At 35.4% G+C, this 22,247-nt stretch carries 19 protein-coding genes; 2 read left to right on the top strand and 17 right to left on the bottom strand.

Annotated features, from left to right (window positions below; translation table 11 throughout):
- Positions 1 to 34: 34 nt before the first annotated feature.
- The 14 genes from D2K60_RS03310 to D2K60_RS03245 all read right to left on the bottom strand — a co-directional run bounded on the left by D2K60_RS03310 (position 35) and on the right by D2K60_RS03245 (position 17,469).
- A complete protein-coding gene (locus D2K60_RS03310) occupies positions 35 to 589 on the bottom strand; it encodes a glycosyltransferase (protein WP_117168559.1) in 555 nt (184 codons plus the stop codon).
- Positions 576 to 1,157, bottom strand: coding sequence for a glycosyltransferase (locus D2K60_RS03305; protein ID WP_162880680.1), 582 nt, complete (start codon positions 1,155 to 1,157; stop codon positions 576 to 578). The genes D2K60_RS03310 and D2K60_RS03305 overlap by 14 nt, the downstream gene beginning before the upstream one ends.
- 35 nt (positions 1,158 to 1,192) lie before the next feature.
- Entirely contained in the window at positions 1,193 to 2,146 is a 954-nt protein-coding gene (locus D2K60_RS03300; protein WP_117168557.1) for a GDP-mannose 4,6-dehydratase, read from the bottom strand.
- A gap of 3 nt (positions 2,147 to 2,149) precedes the next feature.
- Complete coding sequence (gene gmd / locus D2K60_RS03295) at positions 2,150 to 3,139, bottom strand: GDP-mannose 4,6-dehydratase (RefSeq protein ID WP_117168556.1); 990 nt, start codon at positions 3,137 to 3,139, stop codon at positions 2,150 to 2,152.
- 57 nt (positions 3,140 to 3,196) lie between these two features.
- Entirely contained in the window at positions 3,197 to 4,333 is a 1,137-nt protein-coding gene (locus D2K60_RS03290) for a glycosyltransferase family 4 protein (protein ID WP_117168555.1), read from the bottom strand.
- Positions 4,334 to 5,470 (bottom strand): glycosyltransferase family 4 protein, encoded by a 1,137-nt coding sequence (locus D2K60_RS03285; protein ID WP_117168554.1) that lies wholly within the window; start codon positions 5,468 to 5,470, stop codon positions 4,334 to 4,336.
- Complete coding sequence (locus tag D2K60_RS03280) at positions 5,470 to 6,915, bottom strand: hypothetical protein (RefSeq protein ID WP_117168553.1); 1,446 nt, start codon at positions 6,913 to 6,915, stop codon at positions 5,470 to 5,472. The genes D2K60_RS03285 and D2K60_RS03280 overlap by 1 nt, the downstream gene beginning before the upstream one ends.
- A gap of 17 nt (positions 6,916 to 6,932) precedes the next feature.
- Entirely contained in the window at positions 6,933 to 8,105 is a 1,173-nt protein-coding gene (locus D2K60_RS03275; protein WP_117168552.1) for a glycosyltransferase family 4 protein, read from the bottom strand.
- A gap of 36 nt (positions 8,106 to 8,141) precedes the next feature.
- Complete coding sequence (locus D2K60_RS03270; protein ID WP_117168551.1) at positions 8,142 to 9,056, bottom strand: glycosyltransferase family 2 protein; 915 nt, start codon at positions 9,054 to 9,056, stop codon at positions 8,142 to 8,144.
- A 25-nt stretch (positions 9,057 to 9,081) separates the two neighbouring features.
- Positions 9,082 to 9,729 carry a sugar transferase gene (locus D2K60_RS03265; protein WP_117169092.1) on the bottom strand — a complete coding sequence of 216 codons (648 nt, stop codon included), beginning with the start codon at positions 9,727 to 9,729 and terminating at the stop codon, positions 9,082 to 9,084.
- An 85-nt stretch (positions 9,730 to 9,814) separates the two neighbouring features.
- Positions 9,815 to 10,693, bottom strand: a complete 879-nt coding sequence (galU, locus tag D2K60_RS03260; protein ID WP_117168550.1) for a UTP--glucose-1-phosphate uridylyltransferase GalU — start codon at positions 10,691 to 10,693, stop codon at positions 9,815 to 9,817.
- Positions 10,694 to 11,218: 525 nt separating this feature from the next.
- A complete protein-coding gene (locus tag D2K60_RS03255; RefSeq protein ID WP_117168549.1) occupies positions 11,219 to 11,905 on the bottom strand; it encodes a CpsD/CapB family tyrosine-protein kinase in 687 nt (228 codons plus the stop codon).
- Complete coding sequence (locus D2K60_RS03250) at positions 11,883 to 12,629, bottom strand: YveK family protein (protein ID WP_117168548.1); 747 nt, start codon at positions 12,627 to 12,629, stop codon at positions 11,883 to 11,885. Before D2K60_RS03250 ends, D2K60_RS03255 begins: the two co-directional genes overlap by 23 nt.
- A 217-nt stretch (positions 12,630 to 12,846) precedes the next feature.
- Positions 12,847 to 17,469 (bottom strand): AAA family ATPase, encoded by a 4,623-nt coding sequence (locus tag D2K60_RS03245; protein WP_162880679.1) that lies wholly within the window; start codon positions 17,467 to 17,469, stop codon positions 12,847 to 12,849.
- Between the two features lie 562 nt (positions 17,470 to 18,031).
- Between D2K60_RS03245 and D2K60_RS03240 the strand changes: the two genes are divergently transcribed.
- Positions 18,032 to 18,550, top strand: a complete 519-nt coding sequence (locus D2K60_RS03240; RefSeq protein WP_117168546.1) for a sigma-70 family RNA polymerase sigma factor — start codon at positions 18,032 to 18,034, stop codon at positions 18,548 to 18,550.
- Positions 18,551 to 18,789: 239 nt separating this feature from the next.
- Positions 18,790 to 18,924 carry a hypothetical protein gene (locus D2K60_RS21090; protein ID WP_275896234.1) on the top strand — a complete coding sequence of 45 codons (135 nt, stop codon included), beginning with the start codon at positions 18,790 to 18,792 and terminating at the stop codon, positions 18,922 to 18,924.
- Positions 18,925 to 19,261: 337 nt separating this feature from the next.
- Here D2K60_RS21090 and D2K60_RS03235 read toward each other — a convergent pair whose 3' ends face one another.
- From D2K60_RS03235 to D2K60_RS03225, 3 genes are read right to left on the bottom strand one after another with little or no spacing between them, the layout of a single operon-like run.
- Positions 19,262 to 20,023 carry an ABC transporter ATP-binding protein gene (locus D2K60_RS03235; RefSeq protein ID WP_117168545.1) on the bottom strand — a complete coding sequence of 254 codons (762 nt, stop codon included), beginning with the start codon at positions 20,021 to 20,023 and terminating at the stop codon, positions 19,262 to 19,264.
- Positions 20,023 to 21,051 (bottom strand): FecCD family ABC transporter permease, encoded by a 1,029-nt coding sequence (locus D2K60_RS03230; RefSeq protein WP_205418574.1) that lies wholly within the window; start codon positions 21,049 to 21,051, stop codon positions 20,023 to 20,025. The genes D2K60_RS03235 and D2K60_RS03230 overlap by 1 nt, the downstream gene beginning before the upstream one ends.
- 29 nt (positions 21,052 to 21,080) lie before the next feature.
- Positions 21,081 to 22,247 carry an ABC transporter substrate-binding protein gene (locus tag D2K60_RS03225; RefSeq protein ID WP_117168543.1) on the bottom strand — a complete coding sequence of 389 codons (1,167 nt, stop codon included), beginning with the start codon at positions 22,245 to 22,247 and terminating at the stop codon, positions 21,081 to 21,083.

The following is a 22,247-nucleotide window of genomic DNA, read 5'->3' as shown; positions in this document are numbered from 1 at the left end:
CATTTTTAAACTTGGTTTATCTAATCTATTTCCTTTAATAATTAGTTAGTGAGCGCTCTACCAAATTAACAGTGTTACGGACATGGAATGAGTGTTGAAATTTTATATATCCATTAATTGCTATGTCATTATATAATTGCTCATCCATCATAATTGTAACGATCTTTTTCGCTAGTACATTATAATCTCCTGGCTCATAAAGAATACCAGAAACACCATCCTCAATAATTTCTAATGGCCCGCCAATTGCCGATGCAATAACAGGCTTCTTAGCTGCCATGCCTTCTATGATTACTCGACCAAAAGGCTCTTCTCTTATCGAAGCATGAACAATAATGTCTATTTCTTTTATCAATTCAGCTACATCATCTCGATGACCAAGAAACGTAATATAGTCACAGTCTTTAGCAAGTTCAACTATCTCTTTCTTATAATTATGTTCTGCTTGTTTATCAAACAAAACGTCGCCAATAATTAAAAACTTCACCTTTGGATTTTCTAGGTGAAGTAATTTCGCTGCTTTTATAAATACATCTTGGCCTTTCCATCTTGCGATTTGTCCTATGATCGCAACTTTAAATTCCTTCACTGATGCTAACCTCCTCTAGTGGAAGAATGCCATTATAAACGACCTTGATCTTTTCATTTTGTTCAAATTGCTTCGAAACAGCCTTTGAAATACAAATGATTTCATTTGTAAATTGTGAAAGCCATATAAATACCCGCTTATTAAGCCCTTCATCTAGTATATCTCTGACATGCCAGATTACTTTATTAAACGATAACTTCCCGATAATAACGCCAATAAAATGTGCTTTCATTGAATTGGTGTATAATACATTGGGTTTACTTCTCAAAGTAAACCCTAATAATTTAATAACTGGAATTACAATATAAAAAAATGAAAACAGCTGGAGAATACTTCTTTTATCACGATTATATTTTAATATTTTATTTGGAAATGGAACGACGGTAACATCTATATTTTTGATCTTCTTTACTTTTTCTACTAGTGGTCCTTCTTCAAAACAAACAAGTGAAACTTGGAACTTATCTTTATTTATAAATGTCAGAATATCCAACAAACTTCTTTCACCACCACCTATTGTTGCAGTGTGATTTAGGAACATAACCTTTATCCTGTGATCATTTATCAATAGCATAACCCTCCGCTTTATTCCTCTTAAAAGATTTATATTTCAACCGTAACCGATGCTCTCCACCAATTAAGCGTATCTTTCAAACTATCTTTAAAATCATGTTCTGGTTTCCAATCAATAGCCTGTTGAACTTTATTCGAATCCCCAACAATATTTTTCACTTCTGAAATTCTATATTTGTCATAATCAATTTCTATATCTATTGGTACATCTGCCAATTCAATTAAGTAATCTAATACTTCTGAGATACTCCTTGAAACACCAGATCCAATATTATATATGCCGTTTGGAACAACACTTTCTATTAGTAGTACATATGCATCAATGATGTCCCGCACATCTGTAAAATCTCTTTCCGCTTCCAAGTAACCTACTTTAATACTATTACTAGCTAAACCAGCTTCTATTCTGGCAATTTTAGATGCAAAGTCACTAATCACAAATCCTTCTTGTTGACCTGGTCCGAAGTGATTAAATGGCCTTACATGGATATGGTTCAGGTGATATTTTTTTGCAATTTGTTGCGCTATTTCTCCAGCTGCAAATTTACTAATTGCATATGGATTCTGCGGTAAACAAGGACTTGATTCAGTAAGCTTGTTGGTATACTTTGCTGTTATACCATACTCTTCACTTGATCCAATAGTAATTATCTTTGTGCTTAAGGATAATTCTCCAACAACCTCGACAATATTAACTGTCCCTATAATATTTGTCGTAAGTGTATATGTTGGATCGTCCCATGATTGCATTACATTACTTTGCGCGGCCAAATGGAAAATCACATCAGGCTTTACAAAAGCAATCACACTTTTGACTTGTTCCTTATCTAAAATGTTTAAATCTACAGATTGTTTAACCCTTCTTATTTCTTCATTCTTATCTATCTGTTTTACTCCTAAGAATACTTCATGGTTTCTGCTTACCAATTCACGCTCTAAGTGTCGACCTACAAATCCGTTTGCTCCTGTAATAAGGATGCGCATGATTTACACCCCTGCAACTAAACTTACTTCTTGTTTAACACGTTGCAAGTCAGCGTCTACCATCATTCTCACCAAATCATTTAAGCTTGTTTCAGGCTCCCAATTTAACTTTGTAATCGCCTTAGTCGGATCACCTAATAATACTTCTACTTCGGCTGGACGATAGAATTTAGGATCTATAACCACATAGTCTTGATAATCCAAATCCAAATAAGAAAAGGCGATATCACACATTTCTCGAACTGTTGTTGTCTTCCCTGTGGCTACTACATAGTCGTCTCCAACTTCTTGTTGAGTCATCAGCCACATTGCTTCAACATAATCTCCAGCAAAGCCCCAGTCTCTTTTAGCATCGATGTTTCCAAGCCTAAGCTCACTTTGTAATCCAGACTTAATTCTTGCGGCTGCATCAGTAACTTTTCTAGTAACAAACTCAATACCTCTTAATGGTGATTCATGATTAAATAAGATACCACTTGATGTATGCATTCCAAAGCTTTCACGGTAGTTTACCGTAATCCAATGGCCATATAACTTTGCTACTCCATAAGGACTTCTTGGATAAAAAGGCGTACTTTCTGATTGCATTGGTTCCTGAATGAGTCCAAACATTTCACTCGTTGAAGCTTGATAAAAACGAATAGCCGGATTTGTTAGCCTGATAGCTTCTAATAAATTCACTACACCTACAGCTGTCACATTAGCTGTTAATACAGGTTGTTCCCATGATGTTCCAACAAAACTTTGTGCTGCAAGATTATAAACCTCTGTTGGTTTAGAGAAATTTAAAGCTCTTATTAAAGAAGATAAATCTGTCATATCACCTTCGATTAAATCAACCTCATTTTTAATATTTAAATAATCTAGTCTCCACGTTGTATCTGTACTTCTTCTAGCTATTAATCCATATACCTTATAGCCTTTGTTTAATAACAACCTCGCTAGATATGCACCGTCTTGTCCAGTAATACCTGTAATTAGTGCTGCTTTCATATAACTTCCTCCCTTTTTTAATACAATAAAAAACCAATAATATAATTATTGGTTTGATTACATTGACTCTAATAATTTAATTCTCTGTTGCCATGAACATTCACTTATAACCCATTTATGTCCTTCTCTACCAATCTCATTTCTTAATTTAACGCTAGTTGTTAGAGAAATTAACTTATCAGCAATTTCGTTAACATTTAATGGATCTACTAAAAATCCTGTTTTCCCATCTCTAATAGCATCAGGCATACCTCCACTATTACCACCGATTACTGGAATCCCGAAGTAATTAGCCTCAAGAAATACAATTCCGAAACCCTCTACATCACCCTTTTCTCCTATTTGTCGGCTAGTCATAATAAATACATCTGCTTCCTTATACCATGAGATTAATTCTTCGTTAGAAACTTCTCCAGTAAATAAAATGTAACGATCTAATTGTTTGTTTTTTACTTGTTTTTTCAGTGTTTTCTCATAGGGTCCCTTCCCACAAATGACATAAAAGATCTTCTTATTTTCTTCTAAGGCTAGCTCTATTGCCTCAATTACTTTGTCATGTCCTTTTCGTTCATGTAACCTTGCAACGGTAAGAACAATTTTCTTATCCTTACTAATACCATATTCATCTCTAATGTTGTTCTTTGAATCTAGTAACTCAGGCATCGAGAAACCTGGGCTTATTATTTTTATTTTTTTATTATCAATTCCTATTGAAATTATAAGATCTTTTGTATAATTACTTATTGTTATTACCTTTTTTGTCTTTTTCAGAATTAATTTAAGTATTCTTGATTTAACAGGTGACAATTTAGCATGTGAAATATCTAAACCATACAGATAAGCATAAGTTCTAACTCTATTTCCAAGTAAAAACACTAACAATCCGATGGGAAGTGCATTGCCAAAATGAACCTCTTCTATATTATGTTGTTTAATAATTCTCTTAATTTGAAATAATAATGGAATTAATTTAAATAATTGTTTTAAAAAACTAATACCACTTGAAATTTTAGTTCTGTAAATAGTAAATTTTTGTGATTCATCAAAATGTTTATTTTCATCTCTGTCTCCAACATCTGAAGTTAAAACAACTGTTTCACTAGGATTTAAATTGGAGATAATGCCATATAAATAATTCTGAATTCCTCCTTTAATCGGAGGGAAATCAACAGAAACAAATAAACGATTAGTCAATTAGACCACAACCTTATTATTTTCTTTTTCCTTGCTGATATTTTCCAATTCCTTGATTATATCTGAACCCATTTGTTTATTTGAAAATAAGCGAATAGCTCTATTTCTACCGTTTTCTCCATGTAGCTGTAAGTTTTCGTTCGTAATCATTTGCTCTATTTCCCTAGCCATATTCTCACTACTTCCATCTTCCACAATCATTCCTGTTACACCGTTTTCTACAATTTCAACTGATCCTGGTGACTTTGAAACAATGAGTGGTTTGGAATGTAACATAGCTTCTACCATTACTATGCCAAACGGTTCACCTGTGGCAGCATGAACATATATATCCATCGCATCGTAATAGGGAGAAACATCTAATTGATTTCCAGTAGTTATCACGTTATTTTCTAATCCTTTTTCTTTAATCAACTGAAAGATTTTATTCTCAAAATCATTGTCAAGATTATAAAGATTGCCACCAACTAATAGTAGTTTTACGTTATATTGTTTTTCCAACAATATTTCTAACGTTTCAATTAGGACGTCTTGTCTTTTCCAACTTTGAAGTCTTCCAATATTTCCAAGCAATATTGTTTTTTCTTTAATCCCTAGTTCTTCTCTAATTAATGTTCTATTTTCCATCCTAGGTGAATGAAGTTCACTATCTGATCCAGGGAAACTGCAAAAAACTTTTTTACTCGTCATCTTCTTTTGAGCCAATTGTGCTTTTGTGGAAGATGAGCCTATTTTTTTAGCTGGTAAAGCAGTACAAATTCTATCTAACAAGTTGGGCGGAGCAGGTACACCATGTTGCCACCAACAAACCGGGATATGTAATAAATAACTTGGAATAGCAGCAAAGTATTGCGCTTTTGTCATCCAGTTTAAAATAACATCTGGTTTTTCGTTGTGTTTTAATAATGATGCATACTTAACCATCCACTTAATACCACCTAAAAGATTACTCATTCTTGGACTTTCTAATAAATAAGTTTTTACTTTTAATTCATCTATTCCTTCTTTTAATTTTCCATCCTTCATAAATAAAACTTCTACCTGATGTTCTTTTCTAGTTACCTTTACCAACTCATAGAGCATTGATTCTGCACCACCACCTAATTCTCCTAAGGCTGAAACAATAAGAATTCTCACTACAATACCTCCCCATGAATAGTGGTCCTTTCTTGTATATATTTAAAGTGTTCCTTGTGGACCCAGCCAACTAGAAGCCATACAATAATGGAACATAAATAAAAGCCACCATTTATCCATTGACCTAAACCGCCAATTAGAATTGCTGACGTAATAATTAACTCAACGTTTCTGTTTACCAATACTAATTTTATTAGCTTCCATATTGTTGTGAAAATAACTATTATATAAATAATTCCACCAACGCCCATACCAACGATCATATTAGATATATCTATCTCTGTCGTCATTTCTGCTGATGATGAAGTCTTAGCTGCAGCATTCGTTATAGAAGTAATTCCATAACCGACAGGATTAGTCAATATTGATTCTAACCCTTCGACAAATCTATTAATGTGGCCAACTCCTGTATCATCTTCTGATAATGGATCAACTAATCCGGTAATCATATGTTCAACCGCAGGCTCTGCTACTCCAAACCAAACTGGGTTTATTAGCGGTATACACATCCAAATTACTACTAAAAACATAACAGACGCTAATCCACCTACAAGCCTACCTGCTATACTTTTCTGAGCTATTATCATTATGAAGATAATAGCTATTGCCATTAGAAAGATGATCGTTCTCGAACTAGCAAGAAAAATTGATACTAACGTAATAATTACTATTGGAAAGTGAATTAACTTATTTTTATCAAAAAACATTCTTGTAAATGCGACCATAAATGTAATCATTACAAAATAAATGAATTCTTGTGCACTTGGGAATGTACTAATTGCGCGAATCGTGTTATCACCTAATTGTAAAGCTGCATACCCAGATATATCCACCCAACTCATTTCAAAAGATAGTAAACCATAAAAGGTTTGATATATACCATATAATGCGATGACAGTTCCCATAATTTCAATGATAGTAAAAACAGTTTTTATATTATTCTCTGTTATCCTGTAAAAAGCAATGAAATACCATAACCAAGGTATGATTATATATATTGTAGCTATCAATCCTGTTATAGGACTTCCAGAGAGTGGGTTAAATATTTGTAAACATCCCATCATAAATAATACAATCATTAATGTATCTGGTTTTTCTTGAATTAAAGTGTTGTCCTTTTTATTTTCCCAAAAGATAAGTAATGCTATTATTACTGTTAAACTTGGACCGATTATTAATAAAGGATCAAACCCGCTCCAACCCGCAATAGGAATTAAGGCCCTTCTAAAGAAACCCATCAATGATAAGTAAATTATTAATATACCTATTACACGTTCTTTCAAGGAGATAGCAAAAACAAATAGCAACGAAAAAAGTGCAATAAAAATAAGATTTCTTATCATTCCAGGGAAAATAGAAAGGCTCCCAATAACAAAAATTATTAATCCAATTAAAATGATTAACTGTATACGCTTCATAAAAGTATTGTTCATTAAGAATGCCAAACCCTTCAACCCCATTTTTAACTTTCGTTAGCTATTAATTCCATACTTTTCTTATTTTCCGTTTCGTCTTCGAAGTAATTAATATAAGTATCCGCCATAAACGACCATGTGTTCTTTTCAGCTATCCTCCTTGCATTTTGACTCATAGTCTCTCTAATGTTTTTATTATTCACTAAAGTTGTTACGGCTTTAGTTATTGAAAGTATATTTTCTGGATTATCAATAATAAATCCACCGCTTCCTTCTTTATCTTCTATCAATTCTGCTAACCCAGATTGCGTAGTGGTTACGACTGGTAATCCACTTGACAATGCCTCTAAAACAACTAGCGAACAGGCCTCATATCTTGATGGAAAAAGAAAAAAGTCCGCTTGATTCATTAATTCACTTATATTTTTTTTGAACCCCAAGAAAGTAACTTTTTCTTCCAACCCCATTTTCTTTACCATTTGTGGATATGGACTACCATCTGTACTACCTGCAATTAATAAAAAGAGATTTGGGACATCTTTTATAGACTTCAATACACTATCTAAATTCTTTCTATTCGTTTTGATATCACCTGTAAATAGCGCAATTACTTGATTAGGTGGTGTTTCAATATTTTTAACAACTTTTTTATAGGGACTAAACTCATTAATATCAACACCGTTAAATATGGTCATAATTTTAGAATTTGGTTTTACTCTTGCAGATTTAATTAATTCATTTTTCACCTTCTCCGAAACTGGAATTAATACTTTTGATTGTTTAAAAGAAATCCTCTCAAGTTTTGAGTTTATAAAAGTATACAAAAACTGATAAATCGAATTTATAGTTAGTTTGTTTTTAATTGGGTGAACACTAGATTTTATCCATTCACTATGTACAAAGTGGACGGCGTTAAAATCACTTTTTGACCAGGTAATGAAACCATTTACAAGTAATATATCAATACTTTTTTTATCTTGTCTAAGTTTGAGGTAGCTTTTGATTGCAAAGTATTGCACTTTTAATAATGCAGTAGGAACCTTATCTACATTAATTCGTACCCAATTAAATAATGGATGTTCTAAAAGGTCCTTTTCTATATTAGAAGAATAAACAGTAACTTTATTTCCTCTCTTTAATGACCTTTTAACAACTTCATAATTCACTCGTCCTTGCCCGTCACCTTTAATCAAATTACGACTTACTACTGCAATATGCACTTTTCACCATCCTTAAAAAATCATTGTTAATTATGCTTATCTTAAGCGTACTCTTACGTCCTTTCTAGCTTTTATCCCAATAGCAAACTTTCTTTTTGAACTACTATCCCATAGGAATAACCTGATAACCTGTAAGAAACCTGGTTTGTTTTTAGTCCCTATTGTGTATGCCCATAAAAGGTATATCAACTTTTGATATGGGGTTTCCATAAACTCAGTCATTATTAATGTCTCATTATAAACAGCGTAATAATAAGCCTCTGGATTAAATGCATTTCGCTCATCTGCATCAAATCGTTGTGCTGGGAAGTGATCGATGGAAACAGTTGGATCATAGATCAATCGCCAGCCACTCTTTTTGACACGAAGGCTAAACGCCATATCATTATGAACTTGTGCACCGTTGCCAAGTAGTCTTTCATCAAATTGCATGCCTTTAATTGCTGCTCTTCTGTAACTCATGTTGGCACCTTTTAAAACTTCAACATCTCGTGCTGGTCCAGAGCCTAAATGATGATTGCCGATCACACGGCCAAACCATTGGACTTTCCCAACTAGTTCTCTTTCTCCATTTAGTTTTTTATCCCCTTCATGGACCCAGTCACGTCCACCAACGCCACCTATGTCATCCGATACGGCAAATATTTCAATAATTCTCTTTAGCCAATGTTTATGTGGTGCGGTATCGTCATCTATAATACTAATGATTTCATTTTGCGATGATGCTAATCCAATGTTCAAAGCTGCGACTTGACCTGGTCGATCAACTTGATAGCTCCTGATTGGAATCGAAGCGGTATAATTAGCTAAAAACTGTTGTGTTTCTTTATCCGTATCTCTCACAACAACAATGACCTCATCAGGTAACAAAGACTGTTCACTTAAAGCCTCTAAGCATCTTTTCAAATCTTCTGTACGTTTATAGGTAGGGATAATAACCGACGTTTCCATCTCTCACCTCGCTTCTATACTTGTTTCAATATGCATCCTTTGAACCAAATAAGACTAATATTGTTTTAAATATTAATTTAATATCAATCAACATATTTCTTTCCCTAATATATTTCAGATCTAAATCGACCCACTCCTTGAAATCCAAGTTACTACGTCCACTAACCTGCCAGTAACACGTAAGACCGGGAACCACTTTTAATCGCTGCTTCTCATAATCATTGTATTTTGCAACTTCCTCTGGTAGCGGTGGTCTTGGTCCGACTAAACTCATATCTCCTTTTAGTACATTGATTAACTGTGGGAGTTCATCTAAGCTTGTCCTTCGCATAAACTTTCCTATTTTCGTAATCCGCGGATCATTTTTTATTTTAAATACTGGTCCTGTTACTTCGTTTTCTTGTAAGAGTGTTAATTTTAATTCCTCTGCATTGGATACCATCGAACGGAATTTATAAATCGGAAAGCTTTTACTATCTTTACCTAACCGTGGCTGACTAAAAAAAACAGAACCCTGTTTATCTTCCAATTTAATAAGTAGACTAATAATAACCATGAGTGGTGACAAAATAATCAATCCGATAATGGCACAGATGACATCAACCATTCGTTTAGCAAATAAATACACTTTACGTTCTTTAGTAGCTATATCCTGGTAGGTAACATTGCTCATTTCTTGTGCGACAGTATGATCTTTGGGAACTTGCACCTTTTTTCACCAACTTTCAGATTATCTTTGTCTTCATTATCAAATCGTCTTAAACGACTGTTTCAGCTAGCATTTCTTTGAGCATCTGTTCCACTTCCGCTCCTATTTCTTTATTCTGCAATGCGAATTCAATTGTTGTTCGAATAAATCCTAGTTTCTCACCAACATCGTAGCGTTTCCCTTCAAAATCATAGCCATATACACGTTGGATTTGGTTAAGCATTTGAATCGCATCTGTTAACTGAATCTCTCCACCAGCGCCAATTTCCTGTCTATCTAGGAATCTAAAAATTTCCGGTGTGAAGATATAACGTCCCATAATTGCTAGATTAGATGGCGCTGTTCCAGGTGCTGGCTTTTCTACAAATTTATTAACTTGATAGCGTCGACCTATTGAAGTATCTGGATCAATGATGCCGTAGCGATGCGTTTCACTCTCTGGTACTTGTTGAACCCCAATAATAGAAGATTGCGTTTGTTCATATTGATCAATTAATTGCTTTAAGCAAGGGACATCACTTTGGACGATATCATCACCAAGTAAGACAGCAAATGGCTCATCTCCTATGAAATTACGTGCACTCCATACTGCATGTCCAAGGCCTTTTGGTTGGCTTTGTCTGATGTAATGGATGTCCGCAAGATTCGAAGCATATTCGACCTTAGCTAGTAAATCTAATTTACCTTTCTCTGCTAGATTTCTTTCTAACTCAGGCGCATTGTCAAAATGATCTTCAATCGCGCGCTTCCCTTTACCTGTTACGATGATGATGTCTTCAATACCAGACGCGACCGCTTCTTCGACGATGTATTGAATCGTTGGTTTATCTACAATTGGAAGCATCTCTTTTGGCATTGCTTTCGTTGCCGGTAAAAAACGTGTTCCTAATCCTGCTGCTGGTATGATTGCTTTTCTGACCTTTTTCATTTTTCCCTTTTCCCCCTTAAAATAAATGCGTGCATTAAATAGCTAATGGAACAATACTTCTATAAGTACTGTTTCACTAACTATTTAATAACCAATAGTTAGTAATTTATTATGTATAATGGGCATTTAACCCGTCCTCATCACCACACTACTGCTGACATGCGCTAAGGTTCTGGACTTTTATCCAACCCACAGTGTGACCGAGTGCTTCCATTGATAGAGGTAAGGAGGCATCACCTATAGAAAACTTAATATTCAGAAATTTTATCTTGTATTTATGTTCATTTACTAGTATTTGTAGGTTCTTGTTAAAACTACTACTTATGAAATTCTCTTTTTATTACTTTTAATCATTTGTCGTTACTTCCTATGACTTATTTATAGCAAACTATAGGTTATATGCCATATATCGAAAGTTATAGAAGGGCTAATTCCCTAGAAAAATAGCATTTTTTTCGTAATAAAATTTGTTTTAATGTAGAAATCTCTTATACAATCGTAAGGGATTTTCTCACCCCTAATTATTTACTTCATATACTGGTAGTGATTTGATTTTTTCTTTTCCTGGCCATTTAAGACGATGCCTAGGATTTTGGCGTGGGCCATTTCAAATAGTTCAACCGTTTTCTGAATACCTCCAGCTTCTGTTTGCTTACTTCGACATACTAACAACGCGCCATCACAAATATTAGCTAATACTTGTGAGTCCGCAACCGCAAGTGCTGGTGGTGTATCAAATATAATGAAGTCATACTTTTCTTTTGCTTCTGTTAACAACTCTTTCATTGCTTTTGAACCTAATAATTCTGATGGATTCGGCGGGATTGGTCCACATGTTATTAAATCTAAATGAGGTACACCACTTTCTAAAACCGTTTCTTTTAATTCCATATGACCAGCTAAGATATTGCTAAGTCCTGTTTGATTGTTTTTTCGGAAACGTAAGTGTAAAGACGGCTTTCGCATATCAGCATCTACGATTAATACCTTTTTATCTTGTTGGGCAAAGACGACAGCTAAGTTAGCACTTGTCATCGTTTTTCCTTCACCTGGACCTGGAGAAGTAATCAGCATCGTCTTTATGTCACGATCTACTGCCGTGAATTCAAGGTTAGTCCGAACTGTTCGGTACTGCTCTGTAATCACTGACATCGGATTACTTCGTGCTAAAAGACTCGTATACTGGTGACTAGACTGTTTTTTTCTTGGCATTTGGTACGACTCCCCTTCCCCTATTACGTTGTGCTTTCGTGAACTCTTCTTTTAAAATTGTGCCTTTGTGATCAACATGGGATATCACGCCAATAACTGGGATGTCGACTAATCGCTCAATATCCGCTTCCGATTTAATCGTGTTATCGAAGTAACCGAATAGTAGCACTAAACCAGCACCTACCATCGTCCCAAGAACAACTGCAATTGCAATATTAAGCACCGGATTCGGGCTGATCTGTTGTGCTGCCTTCGCTTCCGCTATAATATTTACGTTGTTTACAAACATTAACTTTGGAATTTCTTCTTTAAAAACTTCCACAACCGTATTTGCTAGTTTTACTACCTGTTCTGGATCGTTATCTGTCGCACCTACTGTCACGACCTGTGAACCAGACTCGCTTGAAACAGTAATATTCTGCGCAGAAACGCCACGCCCAAACTCTTCCGATACAATGTCTAGAATTCTAGGACTTCTAATAATGACGCTGTATGTACTAATTAAATCGATATTTGTACTAATTTGACTTGCATCATACGTTGGTTGCTCTTGCTCTTTGGTTGTCTGAACAAGGAATTGGGAACTAGATTGATAGGATGGCGTGACCCAATAGTAACTAAATAAACCACTTACAATCCCAGCTCCAACAGCTAGTAATAAAATCCACACGAAGCGTTTCTTTATGACCTCAAACATTTCCTTTATTGCATTTGCCTGTTGCATCTTAACCCTCCATTGTTTGCTATTATTTAATTCATCTATTTTAGCTACAAGAAACACTAACTAACTTGTTATTAGTTATACTATGAACGCTCACCTGCCTGCATATATCAAAAGTTATAGTGCAGCTAATTGTTGGTAATAAACACATCATAAAATTAGCTTTTTTTAATTACTTTTCGGCTATAACGCAAAAAAAATAGCCCCAAAAAGAACTATTTTAGCCTTGCTTAATTAGTTTTAATTCATTTGCTTTAAAGACTGCCTTGGTTCGTCGTGTAACATCTAATTTTGAGAAAATGTTATGGTTATGGACTTTCACCGTACCAACTTTTAATCCTAATGTCCGAGCTATTTCTTGATTTGAAAGCCCTGCTGCCATCAAGTTTATAATTTCTAGTTCCCTTTCAGTAAGCTCTTCATAGAGCATCATGTCCGGGTTATCTGCTTCTGTCTCGCTAGCCGGTTCAGGTTTTTCATTTATCTGAAAAGTTTCTAGTAATCGATTAACAAACATCGCTTGGGTGCCAAGATATGTTACAATTTTGGCCTGTTCTTCTGAGAATAAATGTGCTATCCAGCGATTTTCTAAATATAAAATCCCTTTAAACTCTCCTTGAAGCGAAAGAGGCAAACATAATACTGATTTAGGCATATGCTGTTTTAAATACATATCACCCTGATACGCCTTCTGATACGCCCGATCATCCGTCCGCACCTGCTTTTTCGTTCGGGTAACATATCGAATAATTTGATGTGGAATCTCCATAGATGTATCAAGTGGCTCATCGATCAGCATGAAGTCTGCTGATCCCTTTACCATAGCCGTTACGGTAATCTTATCCCCTTTTTTGATGAGAAGGATACCTTTCTCTGCAAGTGATTCTCGCTTAATTGAGAGCATTAATTTTTTTAAGGAAAGTGCAAAATCCATCTCTTCAGCCATTGCTTCCGATGCTTTCATAATCGCGGCGAGACTGTTAACGGGATAAACTTCTAACTCATTTTGAATCTGTATCGGTTCGCTTTCATAAGTATCCGATACCACCCCATGATCTGTTTCGATTTTAAAATATGCTGGATAAGTCTGTTGGATAGCCTTTGCCTTAGGCTTTGCTCCCCATAGGTTAAACGCTTCAACAGCTACTTCTAGTGACAGTTTAGCCATTCGTGCTTTACCTCTGTTATGATAAAACTTTCCTGCTAGTTCATTCGTGATTGCTATGTTACGACCATAGTTGCTTTTCTCTGCTGCTGTAATCGCCTGTTCATATAAAAGCTCTGCTTTGTCAGTATAACCAAGCACCCTTGCATATTCCGCTCGAACTAACCATTCCTTATGTGCAAAGTTTTCCTCATTATGTTCACGCCATTTTGCAAGTTGTGCTAAGTCGTGGCGTAACATTCTTGTCCATTCCATTTGCTTCTCTCCGACTTCATCTTTCCAGCATTCCAACATCGCTAATGCTTTATAAAAATGGTACTCACCCAAATGTGGCAAGTGGGTAGCATAGACAATAAACGCTTCAGCTTTTAACGCATAAGCCACAGCTTGTTGATAGGATCCATTGAGATAACATATTTGTGTCTTATATGTATAAAACTGAAACAGCGTGATATTTTTGGTATCTTGTTTTTCAACTTCTGCAAGAAACAGTTTTTCATTAAAAGATACATCATCCATTGATAAAGGTTGCGCTGTCATACCTTGTAAACTCTTGGCAAATTGTACATAAACTTGTGCGTTTTTTAATACGAAGTTTTCCCTAATTTGTTCTAATGTTTCCACATAACCTTTATTAATACGACTAATTGTATCCAACGTTTCATGCACATAGATTTTATTAATGTGTGCGCCAATCGCCATACTTGTATAGATAAAGTCCCCAACACGCAATCCTAATTTAACTGCTTGTTTTAAATAAATATCGCCTTCTCCACGTATGCCCTTATTGTCCCATTGACAGATAACTCCACCAAACATCATATATGTTTTACATTGAACAGAAGCGAGGTTTGTATCATCCGCAAGAGCGACTGCTATTTTACCAATCTGATAGCTCGTATCATATTCCTCTAATTCCGTACAAAGTAAAATGCCATAACCCGCAAAAACAGCTGGGCTAACGTTTGTTTTCCCATGTTGTAAAATCAATTGAATGAATTTACAAATAATAAGGGTGAACACGCCTTTATTTGAAAAGAAACTCGGTATAACCAGTTGAAACAAGAGAGCCATTATTGCCTCAATCTCTTTATCTTCTGTATCAGGTATCTCTGTTAGTTTCGTTAGATCTTTTGGAAAAATCGCCTTTGTTTTGATAATCTCTTGTTTTAATATCTCCTCAGTTGGTTTTGTTGGTATCATTATGTTTATCTCATCGATACAATAAAGACCAGCATTGATCGCTTCTTGATAGTTTCCTTGATTAACATATTGGGTAATGATTTTACAATAAACCAAAGATCGTTCAGACCAAGAACGTGCGCGTTGCAATAAATCGGTATAAATATTATCAGCTAGTTTATAGTCACCACATTTGTATGCAGCACCTGAGAGCTCCAAATAAAGCTGAAAGCAAAACGAGAAATCTGTCTGCCATTTGCACGTATCTATCAAATCAGCCGCTGTTTGGAAATAATGCAAAGCCGTATCATACGCAGTAGATTCTTTCGCTTTATTACCTGCGCGATAGTTCAATTGTAAGAGTTTATCTCTCTCTATTATTTCTGTGATTAATGCTTTCCCTTTATTATAATGATCGACAGTTTTATAAATGAGCTCTCCCTTTGGATCAATTCCTTCTAAGAATCTACCAACCCCTAAATGGATACGCTGTTTGTCCGTTTCTGTATTTAAACTGTATGCGATTTGTTGAATGCGGTCATGAAAAAAATGATAGCGTTTATTGCCATTCTCCAGGTCAGGTGGTAAGATCAGGCCTTCCTGTTCAGCAATCTCTAATGCATCGACTATTTCTCCAGATGAGAGCGTAGAGAATAACTTCAGATCTTGCTTATAAAAGGAATAACCGAAGCACGCCGTAATGCGCAATGTATCCGTTACATTTACTGGTAGTTGACTAATCTTACTAACCATATAGGTAAGAATATGTTCTTGATCTTTAATCGTATGAATCGCAATCTCATTCCATCTCCACTTTTGAGATGCGTATTGAAAGGTGACCCACTTCTTACTATAAATTAACTGAAGCAGCTGTTCCGTGTAAAAAGGATTCCCCGCAGTTTTTTGAAAAATTAATCGTGCTAAACCTCTGGTATCAACTGGATCACTATCAAATGTATCCGCGACGAACTGATCGATATCAGCAATAGACAAGTCAGGTAATTGCAATGCCGTTGTCCGAACACCATACTGATCCATATCTTTAAAAGACCTATCTATAAAAGCAGTTTGCTCTTCTTCATTTCCTCTAAATGATCCAATCACAATAAAGCGATGACTATTCGGATCTGTTAATAATAAATGAATTAATCGAATCGAGGCTTGATCTGCCCAATGGATATCATCTAGAAACAATACCAATGGATAGTCGATACTCGTAAATACTTGAACGAATTGACGAAAAACGTTAATAAATCGCTGTTCTGTCTCCTTTTCAGACAATAGTTCTATTCTTTCCTGCTCCCCAATAATTGCCGCTAATTCAGGAATCACACTTGTAATTACATAACCATTCGTCCCAACTGCAGCAAGGATTTTGTCTTTCCATTCTGCAACCTGTTGATTCGTTTGGGTTAAAATCTCAGAAACAATTTCTCGAAAAGCCTCCACTAGTGACTGATATGGGATATTATTTTGCATTTGATCGAACTTGCCTGAAATAAAATAGGCTCTATTTTGAATCATATGTCTGAATTGGTCATTAACTAACCTTGTTTTACCAATCCCACTCGCACCATGTAACAACACCAATTCTGTCGATCCAAAAGCAGATTTTTGAAAGAGGTCATATAATGCTTTGAGTTCATCTTCTCGACCATAAAAATGATTAGGAAGTTTAAAATAGCCATCGATCTGTTTTAACGATAAACGAAACGGTTGGATCGTACCATGCTCCTTCAACTCATTCCAACAAATAGCGAGATCTTTTAACAAGTGGCTGCCAGACTGATAGCGATTATCTGGGTTCTTCGTTAACAAAGTCATCACAATGTCATTAATCACCTTTGGAATCGTTCGGTTTAATCTCGTTAGAGTAACAGGTTCAACCGCGATATGACAATGCTTCCAATTGATGTTTTTATTTCCCGGGAAAGGGTGACTCCCATTTGTAAAAAGTACATACAATAGCATACCTATTTTGTATAAATCAGAACGTTGGTCATACGTCTGTTCTGGTTTAAGTAACGCCTCTGGTGATTGATATTTATTTGTAAACGGCTCTAATACATATGGTAATGGCATGATTTTAATTTGGTTAGTTGAATCTAGGACAAGCTGATCTGGTGTAATCGTGAGGTTTGTTTTGCTTTGTTCGTGGTAGTCGTGTAAGGTCTCAACTAAATGAAGTGCTATCTCAAGTTTGTCTACTATCGTGAGGGTTTTATTTTTCAGTGCGGTTCGTAAAGGCTGACCCGCAGTATCCTCAAACAGTATACCTTGTTCACACACGTTAATCGGGACTAACATATTTGGTAAGCTGACTTTCTTTAATATGTAAAACTCTCTTTCTAATTCCGTTTGTGAATAAGTGGAGCGACTCAGCTGTTTGCGTAACAGTAGCGGTTTATCTGAGCTGTCTGAGATTACTTTTAGAAATTGAAAATCTCCAATACGCCACAACGGTTCAATTTCATGAAATTTCAAATCCGTCAACATAAACATTACTCCTTTTCCCTAAATAGGTAATTAGTTACTTATACACATAGTACCAAAGTTATAGACAATTACAAGATTACTTTTTGGTAAAAAAAGTATGAAAATCTGCATGATATATGGCGTTTATGCCGTATTTTCACTTTGTTTGTCGAATCCTGTTATATCACAAGGTCGTACACACTACTTAATAGCTGTATTTTAGCGAAATAGAAAAGAAAGTTTTTAGGAAAATTGAGTTTGTGATCAAATTTCTTACGTTTGTGATCAACCTTTTATGTTTATGATCAAAGTTTCCACAATATGATCAAATAGCCTAATTTGTGATCAAGTGGAGATGCTTTGTGATCAAACGTCACTTTTTCACATTTAAAATTCAATAGAAACTTATCAAATACCTCCACCAAACTTGCATTTTAGTTACTGATTCTCTCCTTTCAACCGCTTAAACTCGAATTTTCAGCTACCTTTTGTTAATTATCTATTCTGCACGCCAGACACCTTTAAACTAAACTAAATCTACCGCGGAATATGAATAAAGGCGCCTTTATAGATAGAGGGCATAATGACTGACGAAACGTTAGACTTTCAAGACGTGTTAAGCAATCACGAAAATATTATCTATTATTTAATCAAGAAATACGGGATTCGTGACCCAGATCAAGAATTCTATCAAGAAGGACTCATTGCGTTATGGAAGGCAATGGAAAACTATGATGCATCACGAGGTAAATTCTCTAGTTATGCATACTTCTTAATTGAAAAAGCATTCCTAACAATGATACGGACGCGAAACCGGAACACCGAAAAGCAAGAGGCCTATATTACTGCGGTCTCAAGGGAAAGAGACAACTTGATCACAGAACTAGAAGACGAACCTGTGATTGATCCTTATTTGTTAGAACAGATCAAACAAAACTTAACAGACAAGCAAATGACCTGGTTTACACTAGCTGTCTTATACGAAAGATCATACAAGGAAATTGCTAAGCAAGAAAAGGTAACCGAAGATGCGGTGAAGAATTGGGCCAGACTCGCCAAACCTAAAATACAACGCATCCTTCTAACGGAAATTGTCATGTAATCGTCTAACCCAGGGAGCAGCCAACTAGGTTCTCCCTCTTACTTACTTATTTATACCAAACGAAAAGTCATCTGCCATGTAACGAAAGTAATGGTTTTCATTATTTTACTATTTGTTTACAAAAAATATGCCTTTCATATGCAATAACAGATAAAAACAGGTAATCTAGCTAAAGTATGAAGAAATGGACATAAAACAGGAGCCTCTTAGAAACAGAATCGGTAAAAGGAGAAGTGAGAATGACCAATCAAAAACTAAGCTTATTTGAAGACGAAATTATTGCAGTATATTATTATGAAGGCATGTTACTTCAACCAACAAATCCAATACATGGTATGGCTGTCAGCGCAGTGATGCAAGTGACCTCAACTTAGATATTCATAAAATAACCCTGCGCGACAAAGAACTACCATATTGAACGTCATTTACTTAATAGAGTATTTGAATCAGAAGAAGATGTCCAAGCACTTCTTCGTACATTTTCTACGTTTATAGTAAGTGATTTCAACAATTTATTTGTTTAATTGAATTCTCCCACTACGGTCAATTATGAAACAAAAAAGAGCATTACCAAGATGCTAAAAGAATAAGCGTACCTTAACTTGCACTAAATAATAGGTTTTATATTTTTAATAGTTAAATGACTGTAAACACAGATTTAATAGAGAAACAACTATTTTTTCACACCAAAAGGTGATAGTTAATTAACTATCACCTTTCAGAAACGTTAAGTGGTGTTACTGCCTTAAACCCCCGCGTTGTATCTGTTACTTCAACTTCTACACCATAGATTTTCTCTAATAGCTCTTCTTTGACCACATACTGCGGTAAATCATGTTTATATAACATCCCTTGATGTAACACTAATACGGCATCTGAATACCTTGATACTAAAGCAAGATCATGCATAATTACTAAACAAATGGCTTTATTGTCGATTACATACTGTTTTGCAATATTTAATAACTGAATTTGATGTTTTAAGTCTAATGCTGAAGTTGGCTCATCTAATAACAACACTTTTGGTCTAGCTATAAGCGATTGAGCCATAATGACCATTTGCTTCTGTCCACCAGATAAGGTAGAAAATCGTTTATTACTTAAATACGTTAACTTCATTTCACGTAAAAGCTTTTCCACTTCTGTTAAAATTTCAGGCTTTACACGCCACGTCAACTGTTTTACTTTTCCTAATAATATCATTTCAAATACTGTCAATTCAGACGTGACAGCCGTCATTTGCGGTACATATGCAATTGTGTTTCTGCTAAGTTCTTTTTCCGCTTCAATTAATTTTATCTGTCCGTGATGTGTTAGAAGATTTGCAATAGCCTTTACAAATACAGTTTTTCCAGCGCCATTTACTCCGATAATAGAATGGAAGGTTCCCTCCGAGAATACTGCATTTATATTGCGAATAATGCTCTGATTATTAATTTCGACTGCTAAATCATTTACCTTTAATTCTAGCACTAAATCTTCCTCCTTAACATGATATATGCCAGAAATAATACACCTACTAAATTAGTAATAATACCAACAGGAATCATGACACCTGGTACAATTACCTTTGAAAGAAGAGATGCTGCTAGCAAGATGATGACACCAAAAAATGCTGACATTGGCGCTAGATATCGCTGATCTTCTCCAACATATGCACGCGCAAAATGGGGCGCTACTAGACCGATAAAACCAATCGAACCAACATAAGAAACAGCAGCCGCTGTCAGCAACGCTGTTAAAATAAAAATCATTATTCTCAAGGAATTTGTGTTAATCCCTAAGCTCTGTGCACGTTCTTCTCCTATAGATAAAGCCGTTAATTGCCAATTATAGCGCATAGATATCATAAAGATGACGAGAAAGATGCTCATACAAATGAGAACCCCTACCCAACTCGATTTTGCTAGTGACCCGAATAGCCAGTGCAAAATCTCTTTCGTCTCGGATTGATTACTAATATATTGCATAAAGGTTTGTAAAGCTGAAAAAAAGAAATTTATGATTATCCCAAATAGAATCATAGATTTCGTATCCTGGCTTCCCATGCGCTTACTAGCAAATGCAATTACTGCACTTGCTAGTAAAGCAAAAATCATGGCTGAAACCGGGATATTCACCCAGCTTGGTGATAAGTTTGGAAAGCCAGTAACAATGGAAAATGCAGCACCGAATCCTGCAGCTGAAGACACGCCTAATGTATATGGACTTGCCAGTGGATTATGCAGAACTGTTTGCATTTGTTCTCCTGCCAATCCTAACGAAGCTCCAACGCATACACAGGTTAGTGCCATGGGTAAGCGAATCCCCCACACAATCGCATTGTACCGATCATTATCCATTGGTCCTCTAGCTATTATTTTTATCGTATCAACGATGGTTAACGAAGAAGATCCTACCATGATATCTAGAAGAAATAGCATAATAAAGATAACTACTAAAATGACTAATATTCGTATTCTCCCGCGCATTACCTTCTGATACTCATTAATACTGTCCATGTTCATAACTCCTAACAACTTGAAGATGCTTATTGTATATCTTCAGCATGTAATTTGTAAAAAAATGTTCCTTCAAATGGTAGTCCCGGCAAGTATTCATGATAGTACTGCTCTAAACTTTCTAAAGGATCTATATCCTTCATTTGTTCTGGATGCATTACTTTCGCTAAATATTGTACGATCGTGTAGTCAGCCAACGTACGTGCCACAGCATCATCAATTACATAGATATCATTATTTTCTACAGCACTTAATTCACTCCAGCCTGGTCGGTTACTCAAAATCGTTGCAGTTGAATCAGTTAGCTCCTTTTCTGTCACATCATGACCTACTACTACCCCGTCTTTTTCCCCATTCGATGATTCTCCACCAACAAAAACTAAATAATCAGGATTCGCTTCTAATAAATACTCTGGCTCAATACTTGTGTTCTCACTATCAGTACCAAATCCATTCATAATATTATTTCCAGCAGAGAGCTTTAGATAATCCCCAAAAAAGTTCCCTTCTACAGCTGAAGTACCAATATCTTTATAACTTGAAATGGTCGTCTGAAATTCAGCAAATATTTTGGGGCTATTTGTCACATTTGCTAGTCTTGATTCTATATCTTGATAGTTTGATTGATACTGATCAATTAAACCTTGCGCTCTATCTTCTGTTCCAAATAGTTCTCCTAAAATACTAGTTGATTCAATTTGAAGCTCTAACGAACCTGTTGTATAGTCAATAGCCACTACAGGTATACCTGCATTTTCAATGACAGAAACCGTATCTCCTAGCATGTCATATTGATATGCACCTAAAATAACTACATCTAAATCCATTTCTAATAACTTCTCAACATCAAAGTTATCCTGTAACGTAGAACCAACATCCAACATATCGTCATACCCTGCTACATATTCACGATATAATTCAGATAATGACAAGAAGTAGCCTTCCGTATCATAAAGCGAAGTAGCTTTAACCTTTTTAAATACATCAGCACCCCCTACAGCCAATAAATTTTCATAGTAAAATCCGTAGTACACTTGTTCTACTGGTCCTTTTATCTCTACTTTTCTATCAAGTACATCTACGACTGTTATACCATCTTCTTCTATTGTGTTATCCGTCTCAGTTTCCATCGAACAACCGGCAAGCAAAAAGAATCCAATAAAACTAAACACAATAACATTCCAGATTTTTTTCAT

The sequence above is a fragment of the Paraliobacillus sediminis genome (assembly GCF_003426055.1).
This window is presented reverse-complemented; position numbering and strand designations above follow the sequence as displayed.